Genomic DNA, 25,863 nt, shown 5'->3' on the forward strand with positions numbered 1-25,863 from the left:
TCAACAGAGGTTACTATGTTGTCGCGTCGGGGTCATCGGTTAAGTCGTTTTCGTAAAAATAAACGCCGCCTGCACGAGCGTTTGCGTCAGCGTATTTTTTTCAGAGATAAAGTGGTGCCGGAAGCAATGGAAAAACCAAGAGTACTCGTACTGACAGGGGCAGGAATTTCTGCGGAATCAGGTATTCGTACCTTTCGCGCAGCAGATGGCCTGTGGGAAGAACATCGGGTTGAAGATGTGGCTACACCGGAAGGTTTTGATCGCGATCCTGAACTGGTGCAAGCGTTTTATAACGCCCGTCGCCGTCAACTACAGCAGCCAGAAATTCAGCCTAACGCTGCGCATCTTGCTCTGGCTAAACTGCAAGACGCCCTCGGCGATCGCTTTTTGCTGGTGACGCAGAATATCGATAATCTGCATGAACGCGCAGGTAATACCAATGTGATTCATATGCATGGGGAATTGCTGAAAGTACGTTGTTCGCAAAGCGGTCAGGTTCTCGACTGGACCGGAGACGTCACGCCAGAAGACAAATGTCATTGCTGCCAGTTCCCGGCTCCGCTGCGCCCACACGTAGTGTGGTTTGGCGAAATGCCACTCGGCATGGATGAAATTTATATGGCGTTGTCGATGGCCGACATTTTCATTGCTATTGGCACATCCGGGCATGTTTATCCGGCGGCTGGGTTTGTTCACGAAGCGAAGCTGCATGGCGCGCATACGGTTGAACTCAATCTCGAACCGAGTCAGGTCGGTAATGAATTTGCCGAGAAATATTACGGCCCGGCAAGCCAGGTGGTACCAGAGTTTGTTGAGAAGTTGCTGAAGGGATTATAAATCAGGAGTAATTGCCTGATGCGCTACGCTTATCAGGCCTACGAACAGACCACAATTAATTGAATTTGTGGGGCTTGTAGGCCGGATAAGGCTTTCTCGCCGCATTTGGCATAATACACGCGCACTTTTCCGGCCTCTTTTCCTTTAACTCGTCTATAGCAGCGATACATTATTCCTGACTCATTAGTTACTTCCTTGCTAAATAAAAAACGGGCGGTAATACCACCGCCCGCTTGCTGAATTAACGTCCTGCTTTCAGCTTCTGATAATACTCTTCATAAATGCTACTGGCTGGGCCAACGTCACTCTGCCATTCGCCATTTTTAATGGTTTCAGCATCCGGGTAGAGCGTCTTGTCGTTTGCTATTTCCGGGCTTAACAGTTTGCGCGCGGCGAGGTTTGGCGTTGGATAACCGATAGTTTCGGCAACCTGTTTTGCCACATCCGGGCGCAGCAGGAAGTTGATCAGTTTCAGCGCGCCTTCTTTGTTTTTGGCATTTGCCGGAATCGCCAGGCTGTCCATCCAGAAAATGCCGCCTTCTTTCGGCCACACCACGTCAATTGGCGTACCCGCCTGGCGAGCAACGAAAGCAGAGCCGTTCCAGATCATGCCGAGGTTAACTTCGCCTTCCATGTACGGGTTTGCCGGGTTATCGGAGTTAAACGCCGCGACGTTTGGCATCAGTTTTTTCAGCTCGTTATACGCAGCTTCAATCTCTTTCGGATCGGTGGTGTTACCGGAGTAGCCCAGCTTACGCAGCGCCATCTGGAACACTTCACGGGCATCGTCGGTCAGCAGCAGGCTGCCTTTGTACTCAGGCTTCCACAGATCGGCCCAGCTGGTGACAGATTTCGGATCCACCGCATCACCGTTAACGCCAATCGCCGTCGCACCCCAGATATACGGAATGGAGTAGTCGTTATTCGGATCAAACGGCTTGTTGAGCATTTCTGGGTCGAGGTTGCCAAAGTTTGTTAACTTCGACTTGTCGATCTTCTGGATCATCCCTTCTTTACGCATTTTATCAACGTAATAGGTTGAAGGAACCACCAGGTCATAGGCACCGTCTTTGTACGTTTTCAGCTTGGCGTACATGGTTTCGTTCGACTCGTAAGTCGAATAGATAACCTTAATACCGGTTTCTTTGGTGAACTGTTCGAGCAGTCCAGGCGGCACGTACTCGGTCCAGTTGTAGAAATACAGTGTGTTGTTGTCATCAGCGTGAGCGGCGCTCATGCCCAGTGCCAGAGCACCCGCCGCGAGCAGGTGGCGTGACCATTTTTTCATTTAACGTCCCCTGTGTTACCTTTCGTTTTATCACGAGCAATAAGCTGGCTGGCAATAACCATCACCAGCGACAGCACCAGTAATATGGTTGCCAGCGCGTTAACTTCCGGCGATACGCCGACTTTGACCATCGAATAAATTTTTAACGGCAGAATTTCATAGCTTGGGCCGGTGACGAACGAAGAAACTACCACATCGTCCATCGACAGGGTAAAGCTTAACACCCAGCCCGCCGCCACCGCTGGCATTGCCAGTGGCAGGATGATTTTCCGCAGAATGGTAAATTCACTGGCACCGAGATCTTTCGCCGCTTCCAGCATTCGCACGTCAAAACCTTTCAGGCGCGAATACACCGTCACCACCACAAACGGTAGGCAGAAGGTGATATGCGAGAACAGCAGCGACCAGAAGCCAAGCTGAATACCCAGCAGCATAAACAGCACCAGCAGAGAAATTGCCATCACGATATCTGGCGACATCATCACCACAAACAGCATTCCGCTAACGAACGGCTTACCGCGAAAGCGATAGCGGTACAGCGCAACGGCCGTCAGTGAACCGATAAGCGTGGCAAACGTCGCCGAAAACACCGCCATCGTCAGTGAATGCTGCGCTGCCTGTAACAGACTGTCGTTGTTCATCAGCAGGCTATACCATTTGGTGGTAAAACCCTGCCAGTTGATGCCAAAGCGCGAGCTGTTGAAGGAGTTCACAATCAAAATAATGATTGGGATATACAGGTACGCGTAGATAGCGGTCATAAAACCGCCGCGAAGCAGTCGACCGATCATTCGAGTTCCACCTTCTTATTCAGCAAACGAGAAGCGCGCCAGTAAACCAGCAACATCAGGCCCATTACGATAGTCAGCGTAATGCTGGTGGCTGCACCAAACGGCCAGTCACGAATATTAAGGAACTGGACCTTGATGACGTTACCGATCAGCAGGTTTTTCGCACCGCCCATCAGGTCGGACACATAGAACAGGCCCATCGCTGGCAGCATCACCAGCAGACATCCGGCAATAATCCCCGGCATCGTCAGTGGAATAATGATGCGGATAAAAGTCTGCAACTTGCTGGCACCGAGATCGCGCGCCGCCTCCAGCAACGGCTTATCCAGTTTTTCGATACTGGAGTACAGCGGCATCACCATAAACGGCAGCAGAATGTAAACCAGACCGATAATCACCGCACTGGGCGTGAACATGATACGAATTGGTGTGTCGATAACGCCCAGCCAGAGCAAAAACTCGTTGAGATAGCCTTTGGTGCTGAGGAAAATTTTCAGCCCGTAGATGCGAATCAGTGAGTTGGTCCAGAAGGGAACAATCAGCAGAAACAGCAGCAGCGGACGCACCTTGTGCGGCAGCTTCGCCAGAAACCAGGCAAACGGATAGCCCAGAACCAGGCAGGCGAGGGTGGCGATCAGCGCCATATTCAGCGAGTGCAATAGCACTTCAAAATAGAGCGGATCGAGCAGACGTGCGTAGTTTTCCAGCGTAAAGACCATTTTGACGAAACTGGCGTCGTCGCGGGTCAAAAAGCTGGTGCCAATGATCATCAGGTTGGGCAGAAAGACAAACAACACAAGCCAACCGACAATAGTGACAATCACTACATTCTGGAACTTACTTGTGTTCTTCATCAGCCAGTACGACCTCCCAGCTTTCTACCCAATTAATGGCCATTTTTTGGTCGAGAGAGTGGTCAAAGTCAGGATCGTCTTCATTGAAGAATTCGCTGACCATCACCATCTTGCCATTTTCCAGTTCAACAACCGACTCCAGCGTCATGCCTTTGTAGTTACGCTCACGAACGTATCCAATCAGCCCTTCAGCATGGTTGTCGTCGTTAATCTCTTCAACACGTAAGTCTTCCGGGCGCAGCAGAACATGCAGTTTTTGCCCCGGTTCAACGGCGAAGTTAACGTAGATATTACACTCGCGACCTTCAACGTTAGCCCGCACGCGCTGCTCGTCGAGACGTTCGATGACAGTGGCGTTGAACATATTGATTTCGCCAATGAATCCGGCAACAAATAAATTCTTCGGCTCTTCGTAAATTTCGCGCGGTGTACCGTCTTGCTCAATACGACCCTCGCGCATCACCACAATCCTGTCTGACATGGTGAGTGCTTCTTCCTGATCGTGAGTGACAAAGACGAAGGTAATGCCAAGCTTACGCTGTAACGCTTTCAACTCGTTCTGCATTTGCTTGCGCAGTTTGTAATCCAGCGCCGAGAGCGACTCATCAAGCAGCAGCAGGCGAGGCTTGTTAACCACCGCGCGGGCAATGGCGACGCGTTGCTGTTGACCGCCTGAGAGCTGATGCGGTTTGCGTTGAGCGAAGCTTTCCAGTTGCACCATCCGCAAAGCTTCCATCACGCGAGGCGTAATTTCAGCAGCAGGGGTTTTTTGCATACGCAAACCAAAGGCCACATTTTCGAATACGGTCATGTGGGGGAATAGCGCGTAGCTTTGGAAAACGGTGTTCACATAGCGGTTTTCCGCCGGAACGTGGGTGATGTCCTCGTTATCCAGCATGATGCGTCCAGAATCAACAGTTTCCAGACCCGCAATCAGGCGAAGAACGGTTGTTTTACCGCAGCCAGAAGGGCCAAGCAGCGTGAGGAACTCGCCATTGTTGATAGTCAGATCCAGCTGGGGAATGACCTCTTTACCATCAAAGCATTTGCGAATTCCCGCCAATTGCACCAGCGGTGAAAGCGAACTCGGTTGTTTATTCAATTTTTTACTCTGTCCCATGTAAACGCAACGGATGGCTTACCGAAGCGGGGTTTGTGGTTAACCACCTTGGTGACTCTTAAAGAGGGCCGTAATTCTACGGCAAACTACTTGGATCGCCAATCCTTGTTGTGAATTACTGGCTTAGCTTTATATTCATTAAGGTAATGTTGATAAATATTCCCGATTGCAGGGGTAAAAGTGACCTGACGCAATATTTGTCTTTTCCTGCTTCTTAATAATGTTGTCACGAAAAGTGAGGGTGACTACATGGATAAACTACTTGAGCGTTTTTTGAACTACGTGTCTCTCGATACCCAATCAAAAGCGGGGGTGAGACAAGTTCCCAGCACGGAAGGCCAGTGGAAATTATTGCATCTGCTGAAAGATCAGCTGGAAGAAATGGGTCTTATCAATGTGACCTTAAGTGAGAAAGGAACGTTGATGGCGACGCTACCGGCTAACGTTCCTGGCGATATTCCGGCGATTGGTTTTATTTCTCATGTGGATACCTCACCGGATTGCAGCGGTAAAAATGTGAATCCGCAGATTGTTGAAAACTATCGTGGCGGCGACATTGCGTTGGGCGTCGGCGACGAAGTCCTGTCACCGGTCATGTTCCCGGTACTGCATCAACTGCTGGGACAGACGCTGATCACCACTGACGGTAAAACATTGTTGGGTGCTGACGACAAAGCAGGTATTGCAGAAATCATGACCGCGCTGGCGGTATTGCAGCAGAAAAATATTCCGCATGGCGATATTCGTGTTGCCTTTACGCCTGATGAAGAAGTGGGTAAAGGGGCGAAATATTTTGATGTTGAAGCCTTTGATGCCCGCTGGGCTTACACCGTAGATGGTGGTGGCGTAGGTGAACTGGAGTTTGAAAACTTCAACGCTGCTTCGGTGAATATCAAAATCGTCGGCAACAATGTTCACCCGGGTACGGCAAAAGGTGTGATGGTGAATGCGCTGTCGCTGGCGGCACGCATTCATGCGGAAGTACCGGCAGATGAAAGCCCGGAAGCTACGGAAGGTTATGAAGGCTTCTATCACCTGACAAGCATGAAAGGCACTGTTGAGCGCGCCGATATGCACTACATCATCCGTGATTTCGACCGTAAACAGTTTGAAGCGCGTAAACGTAAAATGATGGAAATTGCCAAGAAAGTGGGCAAAGGGTTACACCCGGATTGCTACATTGAACTGGTGATTGAAGACAGTTACTACAACATGCGCGAGAAAGTCGTTGAGCATCCGCATATTCTTGATATTGCCCAGCAGGCGATGCGCGATTGCGATATTGAACCAGACCTGAAACCGATCCGTGGTGGTACTGACGGTGCGCAGTTGTCGTTTATGGGATTACCGTGTCCGAATCTGTTTACCGGCGGTTATAACTATCATGGTAAACATGAGTTTGTCACTCTGGAAGGAATGGAAAAAGCGGTGCAAGTGATTGTGCGTATTGCCGAGTTAACGGCGAAACGGAAGTAAGCGAAATTGGATGCGGCATATGATGCCGCATCCGGCTTCAATTCAAATTTACCCTTCGAAGAACCAATACCCGCTATTGACCAGCGCCGCGAGCATCGCGAGGAATGACGGATCTTCCAGTGCGTCGCCAAAATTCTCGGCGGTCAGTGCAATGTTGCTGGCGAGTGCCTCCAGCGCCGGACGGTGCGGGGAATCAATTTTCTCACCATTAGCATAAACATCGTCGCCAATGCGCAAGACGCGCAGACCACCCAGACGCACCAGTACATCACCTTGTTTCAGCGCGTCGTAGATTTCATCCGGTTGATACGGTGGCTCTGGCGGAGCGATATCCAGTTCATGACGTGACTGCGAAATAAACTCGCCAAACCACTGCTTAAAGTGTTCTGGCTGGTTGATCAACTCAAGCATCATCTCACGCAGTTTATCCATCTCCTGCGGCAGAACGTCTGCCGGATGATCGCGAGGAGGGACATCCGGATCGCTGTAGTAATTACCGCCCAGCTCACGTTGCAGCACGTAATCGGCAAATCCGCTGATCAGTTCCCGCGTATTCGGCGCACGAAAACCAACGGAATAGTTCATCGCATTTTCCAGCGCGTAGCCTTCGTGCGGGAACCCTGGCGGAATATAAAGAATATCGCCTGGCTCCAGCTCTTCATCAATAATCGCTTCAAACGGATCAACCTGTAACAGATCCGGGTGAGGGCAGTGCTGCCTCATGTGCAGTTTTTCACCTACCCGCCAGCGACGGCGACCTGTACCCTGAATAATAAATACATCGTACTGATCGAGATGCGGACCGACGCCGCCGCCAGGCACGGAAAACGAGATCATTAGATCGTCAATGCGCCAGTCCGGTAATTCACGGAACGGACGCATCAGCGCGGCGGCCGGTTCATGCCAGTGATCAACCGCCTGGACCAGCAATGACCAGTTGGTTTCGCCCAGATGGTCGTAGCTTTCGAATGGCCCGTGACTGACCTGCCATTTGCCATCCTGATGACTGACCAGCCGACTGTCGACTTCACTTTCCATCGCCAGGCCCGCCAGCTCGTCGGGAGAAATAGGGTCAATAAAATTATTAAAGCCGCGTTTTAGCACCACGGGACGTTTCTGCCAGTGGCGTTCAAGAAAATCGGGCCAATTAAGGGTGAGTTGGTATTCCATGTTAAGCGTCCATAGGCGGGTATCTGCAACCGATTATAACGGATGCACACTGTAATGCGCGAACAAAGGACATATTTATTCATCTTTCGACAAGGAATGCTGGCGACCAAAAATCACCTCCATTCGCGCACCGCCGAGCATGCTCTCTCCGGCGATGATTCTTCCGTCGTACTGTTCAGTAATTTCACGAGCGACCGCCAGCCCCACGCCTTGCCCGGGGCGTAAGGTATCAACACGCTGACCACGGTCGAAAATCACCTCACGCTTGCTTTGCGGGATCCCCGGTCCATCATCTTCGACCACGATGTAGAGATGTTTGTCAGTTTGCCTTGCGGAGATTTCGACAAACTCGAGGCAATACTTACAGGCGTTATCCAGTACATTGCCCATTACCTCAACAAAATCGTTCTGCTCACCGACAAAGCTAATTTCTGGCGAGATATCGAGGGAAATATTGACGCCTTTACGCTGATAAACTTTATTCAGTGCCGATGTGAGATTGTCCAACAACGGGGCCACTGGATGTAGTTCGCGGCTAAGTAATGTCCCGCCACGCATACTGGCTCGGTGTAGGTAGTAACCAATTTGTTGCGAGATACGGCTAATTTGTTCCAGCATCACCGGTTCCGCTTCACTGACGTTCATCTTTTCACTTCGCAAAGAACGTAGCGTACTTTGTAGCACCGCCAGAGGCGTTTTCAGGCTGTGAGTCAGGTCAGTGAGCGTAGTGCGGTATTTGTCGTAACGCTCACGCTCGCTTTTTAAAAGTCGGTTCAGGTTACCCACCAGGCTGGTCAGTTCTCTCGTTGTTGTAGGGTTGAGCAGTTCACGGTGGTGTTCTTCCAGTTCGCGGACTTCTCGCGCCAGGGCTTCAATAGGGCGTAAGCTCCACCAGGCGGCGATCCACAGTAACGGGATCACTAACAACAGGTTGGCCAGGAGTACATAGAGAAACCAGCTCCATACCGTATAGGAACTTTTAAGCTCTACGGGAATGGTATCGACCACCACAATGGTGAGTTTTGGCATTCGCGCCGTTGCCGGATAGACATTAACGGCTACCGAGTGGGTCATTTCTGCATCGTCGTCGTCTTCCCGAACTTCCTGCAACTGCTGCTGAATAGAGAGATCGTTACTCAGTAGCAGGCTGGTATCGTTCACGTCAGCCTCTATTTCGTGAAAACCATTGGATTTCAGCCAGTCAGGCTGGATCATTTTCATCAGCCAGGGAACGTCACGCTGCGCCCACAATAGTTTGCCGTTCTCGTCATAAATCAGAGACATCGTGGGACTTTGCTTGTCGATATTTTCCGGCAGTTCAACGTGTAGCTTATTGTTTTCCCATTTCGCCAGTGTATAGAATAAATTGCTCTCGCCGCGTAACAGACGAAACGTCGTTTTATCGAAACTAACGCTATAACCGATCAGGGCAACCATACCGTAGGAAAGTGAAAGCACTAGTACTACCGCGGCCGTCGCCAACAGAAAACGTACCCGCAGCGAGAGCGGGAAAAAAACACGCAGTAATTTTTTCATCAGCGCAATTCGAAAAGATAACCCTGGCCGCGAACGGTGGTAATCACCTCGTGCGGGTATTGCGCCTGAATTTTTTTGCGCAGCCTGCCCATCAGAACATCAATGGTATGACTTTCCCGCAGTTCGGCATCCGGGTAGAGCTGTAACATCAATGAATCTTTACTGACCACTTTGCCGTTGTTACGGATCAAGGTTTCCATAATGGTGTATTCAAATGCGGTCAGTTTGATGACTTCGTCACTAATGGATAATTCGCGACGGGAGAGATCAACCTGAAACGGCGGCAGCGAAATAACCTGTGAAGCCAGGCCGCTATTACGCCGCATTAATGCCTGCATTCGTGCCATCACTTCTTCAATATGAAAGGGTTTAGTCACGTAATCGTCAGCACCGGCGCTTAATACTTCAACTTTGTCCTGCCAGCTTTCACGGGCGGTTAATACAAGAATTGGCAGTGAAACATCATTACTACGCCAGCGACGGATCAGCGACAAACCATCTTCGTCAGGCAAACCGAGATCGACAATCGCAATATCCGGTAAATGTTCGTTGAGATAATAATCGGCTTCTTTGGCATCTTCTGCGTCATCGACCTGATGACCCGCGTCCTGAATCTGAACTTTAAGATGGTGACGTAACAACGCATTGTCTTCGACAACCAGTACGCGCATTTTTATTTCTCCCTGTCTTAATTATAAAAATAGTGTAACGCGATTATGTGGTTGTGGGGGTAAACATTAAATAAACCAGTGGGGAAGGGAGGTGTAAATAGAAAAGCGGATTATCTTAATAAACAGGCCGGACGGCATCACCATCCGGCACTGATACGAGGCTTATTTCAGCTCATCAACCATAGTGATGGCACGGCCAATATAGTTAGCCGGCGTCATCGCTTTCAGGCGTGCTTTTTCTTCTTCCGGCAACGCCAGACCATCGATAAATTGCTTCATGCCTTCGGCGTCAACGCGTTTACCGCGAGTCAGCTCTTTCAGCTTCTCGTATGGCTTCTCAATCCCGTAACGGCGCATTACCGTCTGGATCGGTTCTGCCAACACTTCCCAGTTGTGATCCAGTTCATCCAGTAGATGATCACGGTTCACTTCCAGTTTGCTCACACCTTTCAGGGTGGACTGGTAAGCAATCAGCGCATAACCGATACCCACGCCGAGGTTACGCAGCACGGTGGAGTCGGTCAGGTCACGCTGCCAGCGGGAAACCGGCAGTTTGCTTGCCAGGTGCTGCAATACCGCGTTGGAAAGCCCCAGATTGCCTTCGGAGTTTTCGAAGTCGATCGGGTTAACTTTATGCGGCATGGTGGAAGAACCAATCTCACCAGCAATGGTTTTTTGTTTGAAGTGGTTAAGGGCGATATAACCCCAGACGTCACGGTCGAAGTCGATCAGAATGGTGTTAAAGCGCGCAACGCAATCAAACAGCTCGGCGATGTAGTCGTGCGGTTCGATCTGGGTTGTGTACGGGTTCCACTGAATACCCAGCGAGGTGACGAACTCTTCGCTGAACTGATGCCAGTCAACTTCCGGGTAAGCGGCGATGTGGGCGTTATAGTTACCGACCGCGCCGTTGATTTTGCCGAGAATCTCCACCTGGTTAAGCTGGCGGTACTGGCGCTCCATACGGTAGGCGACGTTAGCCATCTCTTTACCGATGGTTGACGGCGTGGCTGGCTGACCGTGGGTACGGGACAGCAGCGGGATATCGCGATACTGAACGGCGAGATCTTTAATGCCGTCAATCAGTTGACGCCAGTATGGCAGGATCACTTCATCACGCGCAGTTTTCAGCATCAACGCGTGGGAGAGGTTATTGATATCTTCCGAAGTACAGGCAAAGTGAATGAATTCAGAAACCGCGTGCAGTTCCGGGATCTCCGCCACTTTTTCTTTCAGGAAATACTCAACCGCTTTAACGTCGTGGTTAGTGGTACGCTCGATGGTTTTGATTCGCGATGCATCTTCTTCACTGAAATTAGCGACGATTGCATCAAGGTAACCGATTGCGTCGGCAGCAAAAGCAGGAACTTCCTTGATCGCTGCGTGCGCGGCCAGTTTTTGCAGCCAACGTACTTCAACTTGTACACGGAATTTCAGCAAACCGTATTCGCTGAAAATCCCGCGCAGCGCGCTGACTTTATCGCCGTAGCGTCCATCGACAGGGGAAACGGCGGTCAGTGAGGATAATTCCATAGATCACAACTCCGGGGTTAAATGAGCAAGAATTTGTTTTGCCTGAGTGGTCAGGCGATTACGAGAAAACATCAGTTGCAGACGTCCGCCGCCAACCTGGTGCCAGAGCACGGCGGCGCGAATGCCTGCCAGCAGGGTTGCGCGAACTTTCGCCTGCACCTGTGGGCTTTGCAGTACGGCAGGGGAGCCGGTGACCTGAATGCGCGGGCCAAGCGGGCTTATCACATCAACATAGATGGCGGCCATCGCGCTCATCAGCGTTTCGGACTGTAAATCGAAGTGTTCGAGTTGGCGTTGCAGGCCGTTGATCCGGTTGCCCAGAGTGTCGAGCGCACCTTTCGCTGAGGAAAGTTTGCGCTCAAGCACCATCAGGCTTAGCGTGTAGCGGGTTAGCTCAGCGTTTAAGCCCTGACGACTGCTGGCATTGAGCACGCCGAGCAGGGTTTCCAGCCCGACGCGCAGGTTGGCTTCGCTACCGCCAAAAACCGCCAGCGTCGAGCTGGGGTTCATATCAATAATACTGTTGAGTGAGACGTGTAGCGCATCGGCATCACAATGCCCCTGGTGAGCAAGTTGTTGCACCAGGCGTGCCGACTGACAAATACCGGCCAGGGCGAGGGTGATGTCATAGTAATTCTTTGCCACGTTCACTGCTTCCTTGTTGTAATTAAAGACAATAATCAGACCGGCAGCGGTAGACGCTGCTCAATGATACCGCCACCGAGGCACACTTCACCGTTATAGAAGACGGCAGACTGGCCCGGCGTCACGGCGGCAACGGGCTCATCGAAAATCACTTCAATGCGATCGTCGTCCAGCGCCTTGACGGTGCACGGAATGTCGGTCTGGCGATAGCGGGTTTTTACCGTGCAACGCATAGTGCCGGTGAACGGTTCGCGATCGACCCAGTGTAGCTGCTGGGCAATCAGACCGACAGACATCAGACGCGGGTGTTCATGGCCCTGCGCAACAATCAGAATGTTGTTTTCGACGTCTTTATCGACCACATACCACGGTTCTTCGGTGCCTTCTTTAGTGCCACCGATACCCAGACCTTTACGCTGACCGAGGGTGTGATACATCAGCCCCTGGTGCTCACCAATTTCATCGCCATCGACGGTAATGATTTTGCCCGGTTGCGCCGGGAGATAACGGCCCAGGAACTCGCGGAATTTACGTTCGCCAATGAAGCAAATGCCGGTAGAGTCTTTTTTCTTCGCGGTGACCAGACCAAGATCTTCAGCAATCTTACGCACCTGCGGTTTTTCCAGTTCGCCGACCGGGAACAGGCTTTGCGCAATTTGCTCATGGCTGAGCGTATAAAGGAAGTAGCTCTGGTCTTTATTGCTGTCCAGACCACGCAGCAGGCGGCTCTTGCCATCGACATCTGCCCGACGCACGTAATGACCGGTAGCGATATAATCGGCACCTAAATCTTCGGCGGCAAATTCGAGGAAGGCTTTAAATTTGATCTCTTTGTTGCACAGAATATCCGGATTCGGCGTGCGACCGGCTTTATATTCAGCAAGGAACAGTTCGAAGACGTTGTCCCAGTATTCGGCAGCAAAGTTGACGGTGTGCAGTTCAATGCCGAGCTTATCGCAGACCGCCTGGGCATCAGCCAGATCCGCTGCCGCTGTGCAATATTCCTCACCGTCGTCTTCTTCCCAGTTCTTCATAAACAGGCCTTCGACCTGATATCCCTGTTGTTGCAACAGCCAGGCAGAAACGGAGGAGTCGACACCGCCGGACATGCCGACGATCACTTTTTTTGCGGTTTCAGACATTGGATTACTCACGACATTGAACTTCAAGGCGGCGTATTCTATCACGCAGCCTTTTAGATGACACCCTTTGTAAAAGGCCAGTTAAAATCGCCAATCATCTCCAGCGGATAGCGTTGCCCGCTTTGATAACAACGAATACTTTCCGCCACCAGTGGCGAACGTAGATTTGACGCCTGTAAAATTTCTTCGGCGCTGACCCAACGGCAGCAGTCGATATCGCTGTCATGAGGCTGGGTCGGGCATATTTGCTCAAGTTCAATGGCAAACAGGAAACGCAAAAACGGCGTTTTATCTGGCGCAATCCACTGATGCATGCGGATGAAGTGTTGCGGTCGCGCGCTGATGCCGGTTTCTTCCCACAGCTCACGCGCAGCCGCTTCTACTAGCGTCTCATCCGCCTCCAGATGTCCCGCCGGTTGGTTCCATAACGCTTTACCGTTAATCGTCTCTTCAACAACTAAAAATTTGCCCTCTGCGTGTACCACGCAGGCGACGGTAACGTGCGGTTTAAACATTGTGCATCCTTATTCTGTTGCTTCTCGCCATTCGCCGTTAGCGAGATTATCCAGTGTGTAATTGCCCATGGCATAGCGAATCAGTCGCAGCGTAGGGAAACCGACATGGGCGGTCATGCGGCGCACCTGGCGATTACGTCCTTCATATAAAGTAATCTTCAGCCAGCTGGTGGGAATACTTTTACGTTCACGAATTGGCGGATTACGTGGCCATAACCACTCTGGTTCTTCAACCAACTCCACGCCTGCGGGCAGGGTAGGGCCATCATTTAAGGTTACGCCATTGCGCAAGGCTTCAAGAGCGTCTTGTGTGGGAATGCCTTCCACCTGCACATAATAGATTTTCCCGGTGCGTTTGCCCGGCTGAGTTAAACGAGCCTGTAGTGCACCATTATTGGTCAGCACCAATAACCCTTCGCTATCGCGGTCGAGACGACCCGCCGCATAAACACCCTGAACCGGGATGAATTCTTTTAATGTTTTGCGCCCAGCTTCATCGGTGAACTGTGGCAGGACATCGTAAGGTTTATTAAGCAGGATCACACGCGTGGGCTGGTTTTCTGGTTTGCGTTTGTTAGTGCGTTGCGAGCTGAATCGCTTAACCTGGTGATTTCTAAAAGAAGTTTTTTGCATGGTATTTTCAGAGATTATGAATTGCCGCATTATAGCCTAATAACGCGCATCTTTCATGACGGCAAACAATAGGGTAGTATTGACAAGCCAATTACAAATCATTAACAAAAAATTGCTCTAAAGCATCCGTATCGCAGGACGCAAACGCATATGCAACGTGGTGGCAGACGAGCAAACCAGTAGCGCTCGAAGGAGAGGTGAATGGAAAGTAAAGTAGTTGTTCCGGCACAAGGCAAGAAGATCACCCTGCAAAACGGCAAACTCAACGTTCCTGAAAATCCGATTATCCCTTACATTGAAGGTGATGGAATCGGTGTAGATGTAACCCCAGCCATGCTGAAAGTGGTCGACGCTGCAGTCGAGAAAGCCTATAAAGGCGAGCGTAAAATCTCCTGGATGGAAATTTACACCGGTGAAAAATCCACACAGGTTTATGGTCAGGATGTCTGGCTGCCTGCTGAAACCCTTGATCTGATTCGTGAATATCGCGTTGCTATTAAAGGCCCGCTGACCACTCCGGTTGGTGGCGGTATTCGTTCTCTCAACGTTGCCCTGCGCCAGGAACTTGATCTCTACATCTGCCTGCGTCCGGTACGTTACTATCAGGGCACCCCAAGCCCAGTTAAACACCCTGAACTGACCGATATGGTTATCTTCCGTGAAAACTCGGAAGACATTTATGCAGGTATCGAATGGAAAGCAGACTCTGCCGACGCTGAGAAAGTAATTAAATTCCTGCGTGAAGAGATGGGCGTGAAGAAAATTCGCTTCCCGGAACACTGCGGTATCGGTATTAAGCCATGTTCTGAAGAAGGAACCAAACGTCTGGTTCGTGCCGCGATCGAATACGCAATTGCTAACGATCGTGACTCTGTGACCCTGGTGCACAAAGGCAACATCATGAAGTTCACCGAAGGCGCGTTTAAAGACTGGGGCTACCAGTTGGCGCGTGAAGAGTTTGGCGGTGAACTGATTGACGGCGGCCCGTGGCTGAAAGTTAAAAACCCGAATACCGGCAAAGAGATCGTCATTAAAGACGTGATTGCTGATGCATTCCTGCAACAGATCCTGCTGCGTCCGGCTGAATATGATGTTATCGCCTGTATGAACCTGAACGGTGACTACATTTCTGACGCCCTGGCAGCGCAGGTTGGCGGTATCGGTATTGCCCCTGGCGCAAACATCGGTGACGAATGCGCCCTGTTTGAAGCCACCCACGGTACTGCGCCGAAATATGCCGGTCAGGACAAAGTTAACCCAGGCTCTATCATCCTCTCCGCTGAGATGATGCTGCGCCATATGGGCTGGACTGAAGCCGCAGACCTGATTGTTAAAGGTATGGAAGGCGCAATCAACGCGAAGACCGTAACCTATGACTTCGAACGTCTGATGGAAGGCGCTAAGCTGCTGAAATGTTCAGAGTTTGGTGATGCGATCATCAAGAACATGTAATTCGGTAATTTATTAAATCCATTAACGGGAGCGTAACGCTCCCGTTATTTTTGTCAGGATGCTAACGGTTACCAAAATAAGTTATCAAAACCCCCAGGTAGTTGGGGGATGGTCAGATGGTTGTTCTACTGCCAGGTTCCAATTCTGTGCCAGAATCGGACGTCGCAATCGCAACAACGACGAATCCGTTAGTCCACAATAAAGAGTTTTGCTCCTGTCTCCGTTCTGGACTGATGTGGCTCTGCGTTATCACCAACCTGATAACTCATCCCCGCAGTTAAAGTGAATTTGCGGCCATCTGCGAGCAGTGTTTCGAGTTCTCCCTCCATGCATAAAAGGATATGACCTTTACTGCACCAATGATCCGCCAGGTAACCTGGGGTATATTCAACCATTCGCACACGGATTTGGTTCGGCTTGTGACCAAAAAATTGTGTGCGCCAGTAGGCCATGCCTGTTTCCCCGGGATGTTCTGTTTTTTCGACTTCACCCCAGTTGGTGGTGCCAAAAGCAAATGCTTCGATATTCATTTTATGGCCTTTCGTTGTTAAGAAAGAGTGCTTGAGCCCAGGTTGGAATGAATTAACATAAGAAAAAATAATTTATATATCAACACATTATTTTTGCCTTAGGTATTATTATAGCGTTTCAATTATTAAGAACAAAAATCTAAAACTAAATCAGAAAAATAATCTGGTAACATTTTTAAATAATGGAAAATTAAAGTGCTGCTATATGTTTATCTTATTTCTAATTCTCATAGACGAAATTTTTCATGTTATGATATAATATGACGAAAATCGCAGGTTATCAACCTGTTATTGATGTAAATAAATTTCGAGGAGATTATTCCAGTGGGACGTAAATGGGCCAATATCGTAGCTAAAAAAACGGCTAAAGACGGGGCAACGTCTAAAGTATATGCAAAATTCGGTGTGGAAATCTATGCTGCGGCTAAACAAGGTGAACCAGACCCAGAATTAAACACTTCTTTAAAGTTCGTTATTGAACGCGCGAAGCAGGCGCAAGTTCCAAAACACGTTATTGATAAAGCTATTGATAAAGCCAAAGGTGGCGGAGACGAAACGTTCGTACAAGGACGTTATGAAGGCTTTGGACCCAGTGGTTCAATGATTATCGCTGAAACGTTGACTTCAAACGTTAACCGTACGATTGCTAACGTTCGTACAATTTTCAATAAAAAAGGCGGGAATATCGGAGCAGCTGGTTCTGTCAGCTATATGTTTGAGAATACTGGCGTGATTGTATTTGAAGGAACTGACCCTGACCGTATTTTTGAAATTTTGCTTGAAGCTGAAGTGGATGTCCGTGATGTGACCGAAGAAGAAGGAAACATCGTTATCTATACTGAGCCTACAGACCTTCACAAAGGAATTGCAGCTCTAAAAGCAGCTGGAATTACTGAGTTTTCAACAACAGAATTAGAAATGATTGCTCAATCAGAAGTTGAGCTTTCACCAGAAGATTTAGAAATCTTTGAAGGACTTATTGATGCCCTCGAAGATGACGACGATGTTCAAAAAGTATATCATAACGTTGCAAATCTCTAATTATAAATTAAAGAAATCTGTCTTTATGGCAGATTTCTTATTCTTAAAGAATGTTTAAAAGCATATAAAAAGACTCTCATCTAAAAAATAAGACTAATCGAAATTACTGATTTTAACTATCTCATGATTAACGGCATAGGATCATCCGATGGGTGGAAATTGCGCGAAAAACATAATGGTTTACAGTCGAAATATCAGAATTTAATGCCTGTTGATTGTTACGTAAAATATCAAGAATGATCATCAAGAACTGAATTTTTAAAATGTCAGTTTTCACCAAAACGTTGCCCGGTACCAGGAACATATGGCATGGTATTCTTGATACTCGGGCAATGGGCATGTTACATCAGAATATAATCATGGATACGCAGTTTTATAGCGCCCATTAAAAATGAAAAGTGCTTTTTAAATTGGCGGCAGCCCATATTTTGCGCGGGCGCGATTACATGCCTCATTAATCTTCCCATCCTCGCCAGACATGGCGAATTCTCGACATGTCGATGAGCGATTCTTATATATGGTGCAACATGCGTTTTTTCCAGGCGTTCCTGCCAGGGCGACACAACGTGGATCCTTCTGGTTAGTACCGCTCATACATCGGTGGTAAGGGGATATTTGCTCAGTAAGATGAGCCGGGATAGTGCCGCCTGCATCATCTGCTTCGGCCCAGTAAAAAGAGACGCGGAAAAATGCACAACAGGCACCACACGCCAGGCATGGATTCAGATTGCTCATAATTCACCAGTACTACTATATACATCACAATACATCATAACAAAAAATGCAGACACGCCCTGTAAAGATGCGTGTCTGTGACCGGCTGGTGAATTTTCTATAGTCAACTACTGAATGATCACCAGCTGTTATTAATTTTACATATCCACTGAGATATAACCAGATAGTCAAAATATAAACAGAGTAAATTAATCTTTACAATTTGTAACTACAGGGTTTAGGAAGGGAGTGCTTTATGGAATCAGAGTCTACATTATCTTGTTACTATAGGATGATTTTATAAGCATGGTGGATATTGTGATTGTTTTAATTCTGGTTGATTAAAGGGACTCATCAGAAAATGTTATTTCTCTGATGTTCAAAAATATGAGCAAGCTCAGGTTATAATATTTTGTATTTATATTACGGTTGTCTCATCGTTCACATTGATTATTGTGTTAATGGTAAAAACGTTATGATTCAATTCAATAGTGCATTTGACTTCGAGCATACCAGAACACGTCTTCTTAAGGCGGTATCAAATAATGGTCTGGTTTTATTTGGCGAGTTTGACCACGCGAAAGCTGCCAGTAATGCAGGTCTTGTAATGCCGCCAACGACTGTTCTGGTATTTGGTAATCCTGAAAAGGGAACGCCTTTGATGTTGGAACATCCAGACCTCGCTCTGGATTTACCTTTCAGGGTACTCCTTCGCCAGTTGCCCGGAGGTCAGGTCAACGTTAGATTTCATTCGGCAGAAGAATTGAAATGTTATGGACTTGACTCAACGGCGATATAAACGTTCAAAAAGCTGGAATTGCTGGTACAGAAATGCATTCAACCTATTGATTCACATATGTATAAAGGCGAAGGTTAAAGCTAAACAGAAACGTGCTCAACCTATATTTTTGTTCCCGAATTATTACCCCATGCCTCTTGTCTGCTTAAAGACCCATTGATCAGCGCGAACATTAGTTTTTCATCAGTCATTGAAAGACTTGCGGCATGTTGGGCAAAATTTCATCTGATGCGTGGATATTTCTGATTCTCTCGACCATGCTCTCTGTAGACGCCAGATTGAGCGAATGAATGTCACCCCCCTCTATTAACCTGTTGTCAGGGACACGCAGATGCGCAATACACTTATCCCTATCCTCGCTGCGGTTTGCCTGTTTATTACCGGCGTCTCTATTTTGAACATCCAGCTCTGGTATTCCGCAAAAGCGGAGAGCTTGGCAGGGGCGAGATATGCCGCAAACAATATCAATTATATACTTGAGGAAGCGTCACAGGCGATTCAAACGGTACGGGAAATAGCCAGAAAAGGGTGTGATCTGGATGAACAATATCAACTAGGTACAGAAGCAGCGCTCAAGCCACATCTGCGTACGATCATCATTCTCAAACAAGATGCGGTCTGGTGTACTTCACTGCCGGGGAACCGCGTACTGCTATCACGTATACCCGTGATTCCTGAAAGCAATTTACTGCTAGCTCCGGCAATCGATACTGTTAATAAAATGCCCATTTTGCTTTATCAGAATCAGTTCGCAGATACCCGAGTTTTGGTGACTATTAGCGATCAACATATTCGTGGCGCGCTCAATGTGCCGTTGAAGGGGGCTAAATATACTTTACTCGTTGGCGGTAGCATTATTGGCCCGTCGGGAGATGTGACAGCTCTCAATGGTAAAAATCATTTTTCTGGGCGAGTCAGTTCCACAAAATATCATTTCAGTATTATTTATAACCAGCCGCCTCTATTTAGCTTTAGCAGACTTATCGATAAAGGTCTGGGGATTTTGATATTCATTTTGTTGATTTCCTGCGCCGTTGTCTTCCTGCTTGATAAATATTTCAACAAAAGCGCGACACCGGAAGAGATCCTGCGGCGGGCAATACATAACGGTGAAATTGTGCCTTTTTATCAACCAGTGGTTAATGGGCTGGAAGGGACGTTACGCGGCGTGGAAGTCCTTGCCCGCTGGAAACACCCTCGGGGAGGATATATCGCTCCTGCGGCTTTCATTCCTCTTGCTGAAAAATCAGGGCTGATAGTTCCGCTCACCCAAAGTTTGATGAGCCAGGTCGCCAAACAAATGAATGCGATCGAAAGTAAACTGCCAGAAGGTTTTCACGTTGGGATAAATTTCAGCGCCTCGCATATTATTTCGCCGACATTTGTTGAAGAATGCCTGAAATACAAGGACAGCTTCACGCGCCGTGATTTGAATCTCGTGCTTGAAGTCACTGAGCGTGAGCCTTTGCATGTTGATGAAAGTCTGGTCCAGCGACTAAACATTTTGCATGAAAATGGTTTTGTCATCGCACTGGATGATTTTGGTACTGGATACTCGGGGCTTTCTTATCTCCATGATCTACATATTGATTATATTAAGATTGATCACAGCTTCGTCGGGCGGGTCAACGCAGATCCAGATTCCACCCGGATCCTGGACTGCGTGCTGGATCTGGCGCGCAAACTTTCTATCAGTATTGTCGCTGAAGGTGTTGAGACGAAGGAGCAGCTCGATTACCTGAACCAAAACAACATCACGTTCCAACAGGGATACTATTTCTATAAACCGGTGACATATATTGAGCTGGTCAAAATTATTCTCTCAAAACCGAAGGTGAAAGTGGTGGTTGAGTGAAAAATGATCGCCTGAGCGTGAGGTGACGTAATTATAGACAGCTAATTAGCTCGTTTCGTCTTGTTACTATTGTTCATTATTTTGTTTGCTATAATTGTCTGAAATTTTTGACAGGATTACCATCAGTAGCATGAACAAGAGTAATAATCTGGATTATTTTACTTTATATATCATTTTCTCCATTGCATTTATGCTAATCACTTTCCTGGTTATCCTTTTTGCCAAACCCAGCACCTGGCTGGGAGAAGTGCTTGTTACTATAAATTTGCTAAATGCGTTGGTTTGGTTGGCGATCAATGTGGTTAATCGGTTAAGGGAAAAACTCGTTAGCCATAGGGATCAGCATTAATCCTTCTGTTATCACTGTCAGAAAACGGCTAAATGAGTTGCTGGCAGTGCGCGTAATCAGGGGGAAATTAAACTTGGCGTAAATGGCAATCTGAATTCAGCGGCCAGCGTCTGGGGAAATGTTGGCGTTCAACTCGGTGATAATGGCTACAATGACACCGCAGTGATGGTGGGATTGAAATATAAGTTCTGATTCCTTCGCCTGCTAAAAAAACGCGCCGAATCAATCGGCGCGGTACTGCATTAATGATTATTTTTTGCCAATGGCACGCATGGTGTCATCAATGGCGGTAATTAACAGCATTTGCGGATCTTTAGCACAAACCTGGTTCAGTTTTTCTACCACTTTGGCACTGAGTTCCGGAGATTGCTCGATCTTTAAATCACGGCTCGTAACGCTGGCGTTACCCATTACAGCCACAATTTCTGCAACCTGTGCGCTGTCAGTTTTTGCCATTTCGTTGGCTTCAGCACAAGTAATATAGGTTTCTGCTGGCAAACCGTTCTTAATATTGTAGTCCTGCGCCCAGCTCATTGGTGCGAAAACAAACAGACCAGCCAGTAATGCAAATTTTTTCATCATCATTCCTTATTTCATTTTACCCAGAATGGCACCACCTGTGCCGCCAACTACAGCACCTTTAATCGCGCCTTCCAGACCATTGCCGGTCAACACGCCAGTGACTGCACCAACGGCAGCACCCACTTTCGCACCTTTGCGGGCATTTTTACCGTCACGACCTTTTTCAGTTACTGCACCAACACCAGCGCCCACAGCAGCGCCTTTCAGCACACCATTAACGCCATTGCCAGTCAGTAAACCTACGCCTGCACCTAACAGCGCACCTTTCGTGGTGCGATTCATATCCGCCATTGCTGGTGCGGAGCAGAACAATGCTGAGATAAGCCCGAAGGCGAGTATTTTTTTCTTCAACTTAGATGTCCGGTATTAAGTAAGTTGCACACACAATAATTTCGTCTTTAATTAATATTCACTTAACTAAAGAACGCTCGCTATTATTCAGATAATTCAAAATGAGCGCGAATGGTATAATAGTAATTGTGTTTTATGCTTGAATGGGAATAATCTTAAATAAGGATTAACTCATTGATTTGAAATATTTTCTTCAAGAAATGTCATCAGGTGTTAACATGGTATTGTAAAGGTTATGCGATCTGAAATATCAATATTGTTGTGTGATTTAAATGTAAAAAATATTTATCAAAAAAGGCAGGATAAGTAATTTCGCTCTGGTGGCAATAGTGTGAATTAGCGGCGATTTGAGCTGACAATAGAAGGGGAGAACAAAATTTAGACCAAATGCAATCTGACAGATACCAGTATAAACAACCGGTAACTGTCAGATCAGGTTTGAGCTAATACAGCTTATTTCAGCTCTTCTGCTTCTGGTAAGGTCACGTTAAGCTCAAGAATGGAAATATCGCCATCCTTTTGCTCGAGTTGTACGGTTACCATCTCGGGATCAATTTGTACGTATTTACAAATGACATCAAGAATATCTTTACGCAACTGCGGCAGATAGTGTGGTTCTGCATCGCTACGACGACGTTCAGCAACAATAATCTGCAGCCGTTCTTTTGCAATGTTGGCCGTGTTTTTCTTCCGTGAGAGAAAGAAATCGAGTAATGCCATAACTTATCCTCCGAACAAGCGTTTGAGGAAGCCTTTCTTCTCTTCTTCAATGAAGCGGAAAGGGCGTTCTTCACCCAACAGGCGTTCTACGGTATCTGCGTAGGCTTTACCCGCATCGGCATTGATGTCGAGAATGACCGGTTCACCCTGGTTAGAGGCGCGCAATACGGATTGATCCTCTGGGATCACACCGACGAGTTTGATGCGCAGGATTTCCAGCACGTCTTCCATACTCAGCATGTCTCCTTTGTGCACGCGACCAGGGTTATAGCGCGTTAACAGCAGGTGCTCTTTAATGGGTTCTTCGCCGTTTTCTGCGCGACGTGATTTCGACGCCAGAATACCTAAAATACGGTCAGAGTCACGAACTGATGAGACTTCCGGGTTCGTGGTAATAATGGCTTCATCAGCGAAATAAAGAGCCATTAATGCACCGGTTTCAATACCCGCCGGTGAGTCACAAACGATAAACTCAAAGTCCATCGCTTTTAGGTCATCAAGAACTTTGGCCACCCCTTCGCGGGTGAGGGCATCTTTATCGCGAGTTTGCGATGCCGGGAGAATGTAGAGGTTATCAGTACGCTTATCCTTAATTAGCGCCTGATTTAGCGTTGCATCGCCCTGAATGACGTTGACGAAATCGTACACGACCCGACGCTCACAACCCATAATCAGGTCGAGGTTACGCAAGCCGATATCAAAATCGATCACGACAGTTTTCTTTCCCTTCTGGGCCAAACCAGTGGCGATGGCCGCGCTGGAGGTGGTCTTTCCAACGCCCCCTTTCCCCGAAGTAACAACAATAATGCGTGCCATAAAAATTCCTTGTTAAAAAGGGATCAATTTAACGATTGAACGGTCAAAGCGTTTTCGACTAATTGCAGCCGTGCCGCTTTGCCATAAAATTCTACTGGGATTTTATCACTCAGCCAGTATTCACCAGCAATAGATACTAGTTCGGCCATCAGGTTAGTACAAAATATTTGCGCTTCCCGGTCACCACTTGCCCCGGCCAGCGCACGACCGCGCATCATGCCATAGATATGAATGTTACCATCTGCGATCAATTCTGCTCCTGCACTTACATTACTTGTAACAATCAAATCACATTGTGGAGCATAAATGCGCTGACCGGAACGTACAGGAGTATCTATTAAACGTGTTTTTGTGTCCGGGATCGTATTTTGCGCTGGAGCCTGGGGAACGGGAGCTGAACGTGGCGCTTTTTCCTTTCCTTCAGTCAGGATTGGTAGCCCCATCTTTTCTATTTCAGCTTTCAGTTTCGCATTTTTGCAACCGCTGACGCCAATTATCCGCAAGCCAGTTGCTGAGATAGCTTTGTGCATTGCTGACCAGTTGACCCGTTCTTCGAGGCCACTGACATTGAGTACGACGGGTGCATGTTTTAAAAATGCCGGGGCCTGAGCGATTTTGTCTTCCAGCGCTTGATGAATAATCTTAGGCTCTGCCTCATGCAGATGAACCACTGATAAGGTGAAGTTGCTACCTTTAAGCTCGATTGGCGTGTTTGACATCCTGGCCTTACTCAATTAGCTAATTATCATCATCAGCGAGCGATGATATTACGAAGACTATCAGGCATGTTATAGTCTGGATTATATTGAGGCAAGTCACCCCCACATTTATTCAGAGTAAAATTATGTTTTGTGTGATCTATCGAAGTAGCAAACGTGACCAGACCTATTTATATGTCGAAAAAAAAGACGATTTTTCGCGTGTTCCAGAGGAACTGATGAAAGGGTTTGGCCAACCTCAACTCGCGATGATTCTGCCATTGGATGGGCGGAAAAAACTGGTAAATGCCGATATTGAGAAAGTTAAACAGGCATTAGCCGAGCAAGGTTATTATCTCCAGTTACCACCACCACCTGAGGATTTGCTTAAACAACATCTTTCTGTGATGGCGAAAAATACAGACAGTACTGACAAATAACCGATATCCGGCGGTGGCATCATATTCGTTGGAGCGGGTTTTAAGAACCACGATGAAGTGAGAGGAACGTTATGTATCAACATCACAACTGGCAAGGTGCGCTGCTGGATTATCCGGTGAGTAAGGTCGTCTGTGTTGGCAGTAACTATGCCAAACATATTAAAGAGATGGGGAGTGAAGTGCCCGAAGAGCCCGTGTTGTTTATTAAACCTGAAACGGCACTGTGTGATCTGCGCCAGCCCCTGGCTATCCCCTCTAATTTCGGCTCGGTTCATCATGAAGTTGAACTGGCGGTGTTGATTGGCGCGACGCTACGTCAGGCCACGGAAGAGCATGTGCGCAAAGCTATTGCAGGTTACGGTGTGGCGCTCGATCTGACATTACGTGATGTTCAGGGAAAAATGAAGAAAGCCGGACAGCCGTGGGAAAAGGCCAAAGGGTTTGATAACTCGTGTCCACTTTCCGGATTCATTCCTGCAGTAGAGTTCAGCGGTGATCCACAAAATACGTCGCTGGGTCTAAGTGTAAACGGCGAACAACGCCAACAAGGTACGACTGCGGACATGATCCACAAAATCGTTCCACTGATTGCTTATATGAGCAAGTTTTTTACCCTTAAGGCCGGTGACGTTGTGCTGACAGGCACGCCTGATGGTGTTGGTCCGCTGCACAGTGGCGATGAATTGACGGTTACTTTCGGCGGTCATTCTTTGACAACTCGCGTTTTGTAATACTTTTGCCGCCTGAAAGGGGCGGCAAAGCTTGCATCGCCGTGCCAGACTGGTTATAAGGTGCGTTTTAACGTAATGGTGGAACACCTGATGAGCGATATACCTTTCTGGCAAAGTAAAACCCTGGACGAAATGAGCGATGCAGAATGGGAGTCGTTGTGTGATGGTTGTGGTCAGTGCTGCCTGCATAAACTGATGGATGAAGACACCGACGAAATCTACTTCACTAACGTTGCCTGCCGTCAGCTCAATATTAAAACTTGTCAATGTCGGAACTACGAACGCCGCTTCGAGTTTGAACCCGACTGCATTAAATTAACTCGTGAAAATCTGCCCACGTTCGAATGGCTACCGATGACTTGTGCTTATCGCTTGTTGGCGGAGGGTAAAGATTTACCTGCGTGGCATCCGCTACTTACCGGTTCAAAAGCAGCCATGCATGGCGAACGCATTTCAGTGCGCCATATCGCGGTGAAAGAGTCGGAAGTGATTGACTGGCAGGACCATATCTTAAATAAACCTGACTGGGCGCAATAATCCGCATCAGTCAAACCGCCGCGAAAATGGTCCTTGC

The 25,863-nt window shown here is 48.0% G+C and carries 29 protein-coding genes and 1 pseudogene; 11 read left to right on the plus strand and 19 right to left on the minus strand.

Going from position 1 to position 25,863, the window contains the following annotated elements; genetic code table 11:
- The first annotated feature begins 15 nt into the window (after positions 1–15).
- Positions 16–837 (plus strand): Sir2 family NAD+-dependent deacetylase, encoded by an 822-nt coding sequence (cobB, locus tag FEK50_RS17690; RefSeq protein WP_096938882.1) that lies wholly within the window; start codon positions 16–18, stop codon positions 835–837.
- A gap of 241 nt (positions 838–1,078) precedes the next feature.
- Here cobB and potD read toward each other — a convergent pair whose 3' ends face one another.
- Genes potD through potA form a run of 4 tightly spaced genes read right to left on the minus strand, consistent with a single transcriptional unit; the run spans position 1,079 to position 4,890 of the window.
- The gene (gene potD / locus FEK50_RS17695; RefSeq protein WP_130205579.1) at positions 1,079–2,125 is read right to left on the minus strand and encodes a spermidine/putrescine ABC transporter substrate-binding protein PotD; all 1,047 of its coding nucleotides are present in this window, start codon (positions 2,123–2,125) and stop codon (positions 1,079–1,081) included.
- Positions 2,122–2,916, minus strand: a complete 795-nt coding sequence (potC, locus tag FEK50_RS17700) for a spermidine/putrescine ABC transporter permease PotC (protein WP_000580316.1) — start codon at positions 2,914–2,916, stop codon at positions 2,122–2,124. Before potC ends, potD begins: the two co-directional genes overlap by 4 nt.
- Entirely contained in the window at positions 2,913–3,770 is an 858-nt protein-coding gene (potB, locus tag FEK50_RS17705; RefSeq protein WP_060773672.1) for a spermidine/putrescine ABC transporter permease PotB, read from the minus strand. Before potB ends, potC begins: the two co-directional genes overlap by 4 nt.
- Positions 3,754–4,890: a spermidine/putrescine ABC transporter ATP-binding protein PotA gene (potA, locus tag FEK50_RS17710; protein ID WP_130205581.1), complete on the minus strand. Its 1,137-nt coding sequence runs from the start codon at positions 4,888–4,890 to the stop codon at positions 3,754–3,756. Before potA ends, potB begins: the two co-directional genes overlap by 17 nt.
- A gap of 249 nt (positions 4,891–5,139) precedes the next feature.
- On the opposite strand from potA, the gene pepT reads away from it, so the two are divergent.
- A complete protein-coding gene (gene pepT / locus FEK50_RS17715) occupies positions 5,140–6,366 on the plus strand; it encodes a peptidase T (protein WP_131162238.1) in 1,227 nt (408 codons plus the stop codon).
- A gap of 48 nt (positions 6,367–6,414) precedes the next feature.
- Here pepT and roxA read toward each other — a convergent pair whose 3' ends face one another.
- From roxA to rluE, 8 genes are all read right to left on the minus strand, one after another.
- Complete coding sequence (roxA, locus tag FEK50_RS17720) at positions 6,415–7,536, minus strand: [50S ribosomal protein L16]-arginine 3-hydroxylase (protein ID WP_130205585.1); 1,122 nt, start codon at positions 7,534–7,536, stop codon at positions 6,415–6,417.
- 75 nt (positions 7,537–7,611) lie between these two features.
- Entirely contained in the window at positions 7,612–9,072 is a 1,461-nt protein-coding gene (gene phoQ / locus FEK50_RS17725; protein WP_130259682.1) for a two-component system sensor histidine kinase PhoQ, read from the minus strand.
- Positions 9,072–9,743, minus strand: coding sequence for a two-component system response regulator PhoP (phoP, locus tag FEK50_RS17730; RefSeq protein WP_130205589.1), 672 nt, complete (start codon positions 9,741–9,743; stop codon positions 9,072–9,074). Before phoP ends, phoQ begins: the two co-directional genes overlap by 1 nt.
- Before the next feature lie 162 nt (positions 9,744–9,905).
- Positions 9,906–11,276 carry an adenylosuccinate lyase gene (gene purB / locus FEK50_RS17735; RefSeq protein ID WP_131162237.1) on the minus strand — a complete coding sequence of 457 codons (1,371 nt, stop codon included), beginning with the start codon at positions 11,274–11,276 and terminating at the stop codon, positions 9,906–9,908.
- Between the two features lie 3 nt (positions 11,277–11,279).
- On the minus strand, positions 11,280–11,921 hold the full coding sequence (hflD, locus tag FEK50_RS17740) for a high frequency lysogenization protein HflD (RefSeq protein WP_001297479.1): 642 nt from the start codon (positions 11,919–11,921) through the stop codon (positions 11,280–11,282).
- Between the two features lie 35 nt (positions 11,922–11,956).
- Positions 11,957–13,063: a tRNA 2-thiouridine(34) synthase MnmA gene (gene mnmA / locus FEK50_RS17745; protein ID WP_001353282.1), complete on the minus strand. Its 1,107-nt coding sequence runs from the start codon at positions 13,061–13,063 to the stop codon at positions 11,957–11,959.
- 53 nt (positions 13,064–13,116) lie between these two features.
- Complete coding sequence (gene nudJ, locus FEK50_RS17750) at positions 13,117–13,578, minus strand: phosphatase NudJ (RefSeq protein WP_022296361.1); 462 nt, start codon at positions 13,576–13,578, stop codon at positions 13,117–13,119.
- A 9-nt stretch (positions 13,579–13,587) separates the two neighbouring features.
- The gene (rluE, locus tag FEK50_RS17755; RefSeq protein WP_131162236.1) at positions 13,588–14,241 is read right to left on the minus strand and encodes a 23S rRNA pseudouridine(2457) synthase RluE; all 654 of its coding nucleotides are present in this window, start codon (positions 14,239–14,241) and stop codon (positions 13,588–13,590) included.
- A 171-nt stretch (positions 14,242–14,412) separates the two neighbouring features.
- On the opposite strand from rluE, the gene icd reads away from it, so the two are divergent.
- A complete protein-coding gene (icd, locus tag FEK50_RS17760; RefSeq protein ID WP_000444487.1) occupies positions 14,413–15,663 on the plus strand; it encodes an NADP-dependent isocitrate dehydrogenase in 1,251 nt (416 codons plus the stop codon).
- A gap of 188 nt (positions 15,664–15,851) precedes the next feature.
- Here the strand turns inward: icd and FEK50_RS17765 are convergent, their stop codons facing one another.
- Positions 15,852–16,193, minus strand: coding sequence for a DHCW motif cupin fold protein (locus tag FEK50_RS17765; protein ID WP_131162235.1), 342 nt, complete (start codon positions 16,191–16,193; stop codon positions 15,852–15,854).
- Positions 16,194–16,517: 324 nt separating this feature from the next.
- Between FEK50_RS17765 and FEK50_RS17770 the strand changes: the two genes are divergently transcribed.
- Positions 16,518–17,234, plus strand: a complete 717-nt coding sequence (locus tag FEK50_RS17770) for a YebC/PmpR family DNA-binding transcriptional regulator (RefSeq protein ID WP_131162234.1) — start codon at positions 16,518–16,520, stop codon at positions 17,232–17,234.
- Between the two features lie 405 nt (positions 17,235–17,639).
- On the opposite strand, the gene FEK50_RS17775 is transcribed toward FEK50_RS17770, so the two are convergent.
- Positions 17,640–17,969, minus strand: coding sequence for a YkgJ family cysteine cluster protein (locus tag FEK50_RS17775; RefSeq protein ID WP_130205601.1), 330 nt, complete (start codon positions 17,967–17,969; stop codon positions 17,640–17,642).
- 454 nt (positions 17,970–18,423) lie between these two features.
- On the opposite strand from FEK50_RS17775, the gene FEK50_RS17780 reads away from it, so the two are divergent.
- The 4 genes and pseudogenes from FEK50_RS17780 to FEK50_RS17795 form a co-directional block, all read left to right on the plus strand.
- Positions 18,424–18,747, plus strand: coding sequence for a DUF302 domain-containing protein (locus tag FEK50_RS17780; RefSeq protein WP_131162233.1), 324 nt, complete (start codon positions 18,424–18,426; stop codon positions 18,745–18,747).
- 331 nt (positions 18,748–19,078) lie between these two features.
- Positions 19,079–20,602 carry a cyclic diguanylate phosphodiesterase gene (locus FEK50_RS17785; RefSeq protein ID WP_131162232.1) on the plus strand — a complete coding sequence of 508 codons (1,524 nt, stop codon included), beginning with the start codon at positions 19,079–19,081 and terminating at the stop codon, positions 20,600–20,602.
- A 130-nt stretch (positions 20,603–20,732) separates the two neighbouring features.
- Positions 20,733–20,951, plus strand: coding sequence for a cell division-associated protein YmgF (gene ymgF / locus FEK50_RS17790; protein WP_130205608.1), 219 nt, complete (start codon positions 20,733–20,735; stop codon positions 20,949–20,951).
- A gap of 48 nt (positions 20,952–20,999) precedes the next feature.
- Positions 21,000–21,143 (plus strand): annotated as a pseudogene (locus FEK50_RS17795) (autotransporter outer membrane beta-barrel domain-containing protein); the annotation flags it as partial.
- A gap of 57 nt (positions 21,144–21,200) precedes the next feature.
- On the opposite strand, the gene FEK50_RS17800 reads toward FEK50_RS17795, so the two are convergent.
- From FEK50_RS17800 to minC, 5 genes are all read right to left on the minus strand, one after another.
- Entirely contained in the window at positions 21,201–21,536 is a 336-nt protein-coding gene (locus tag FEK50_RS17800; protein WP_074399524.1) for a YmgD family protein, read from the minus strand.
- A 3-nt stretch (positions 21,537–21,539) separates the two neighbouring features.
- The gene (locus tag FEK50_RS17805; protein ID WP_130205610.1) at positions 21,540–21,884 is read right to left on the minus strand and encodes a YMGG-like glycine zipper-containing protein; all 345 of its coding nucleotides are present in this window, start codon (positions 21,882–21,884) and stop codon (positions 21,540–21,542) included.
- 453 nt (positions 21,885–22,337) lie between these two features.
- A complete protein-coding gene (minE, locus tag FEK50_RS17810; RefSeq protein WP_001185664.1) occupies positions 22,338–22,604 on the minus strand; it encodes a cell division topological specificity factor MinE in 267 nt (88 codons plus the stop codon).
- A gap of 3 nt (positions 22,605–22,607) precedes the next feature.
- The gene (gene minD / locus FEK50_RS17815) at positions 22,608–23,420 is read right to left on the minus strand and encodes a septum site-determining protein MinD (RefSeq protein WP_000101043.1); all 813 of its coding nucleotides are present in this window, start codon (positions 23,418–23,420) and stop codon (positions 22,608–22,610) included.
- Positions 23,421–23,443: 23 nt separating this feature from the next.
- Complete coding sequence (gene minC, locus FEK50_RS17820; RefSeq protein WP_130205612.1) at positions 23,444–24,139, minus strand: septum site-determining protein MinC; 696 nt, start codon at positions 24,137–24,139, stop codon at positions 23,444–23,446.
- A 125-nt stretch (positions 24,140–24,264) separates the two neighbouring features.
- On the opposite strand from minC, the gene FEK50_RS17825 reads away from it, so the two are divergent.
- The 3 genes from FEK50_RS17825 (at position 24,265) to FEK50_RS17835 (ending at position 25,826) form a co-directional block, all read left to right on the plus strand.
- The gene (locus FEK50_RS17825) at positions 24,265–24,558 is read left to right on the plus strand and encodes a YcgL domain-containing protein (RefSeq protein ID WP_130205736.1); all 294 of its coding nucleotides are present in this window, start codon (positions 24,265–24,267) and stop codon (positions 24,556–24,558) included.
- Between the two features lie 71 nt (positions 24,559–24,629).
- Positions 24,630–25,289: a fumarylacetoacetate hydrolase family protein gene (locus tag FEK50_RS17830; protein ID WP_131162231.1), complete on the plus strand. Its 660-nt coding sequence runs from the start codon at positions 24,630–24,632 to the stop codon at positions 25,287–25,289.
- 90 nt (positions 25,290–25,379) lie between these two features.
- Positions 25,380–25,826 (plus strand): YcgN family cysteine cluster protein, encoded by a 447-nt coding sequence (locus tag FEK50_RS17835; protein ID WP_205712811.1) that lies wholly within the window; start codon positions 25,380–25,382, stop codon positions 25,824–25,826.
- Positions 25,827–25,863 lie beyond the last annotated feature (37 nt).

It is taken from the genome of Escherichia sp. E2586, from assembly GCF_005781105.1.
Lineage (GTDB): Bacteria > Pseudomonadota > Gammaproteobacteria > Enterobacterales > Enterobacteriaceae > Escherichia.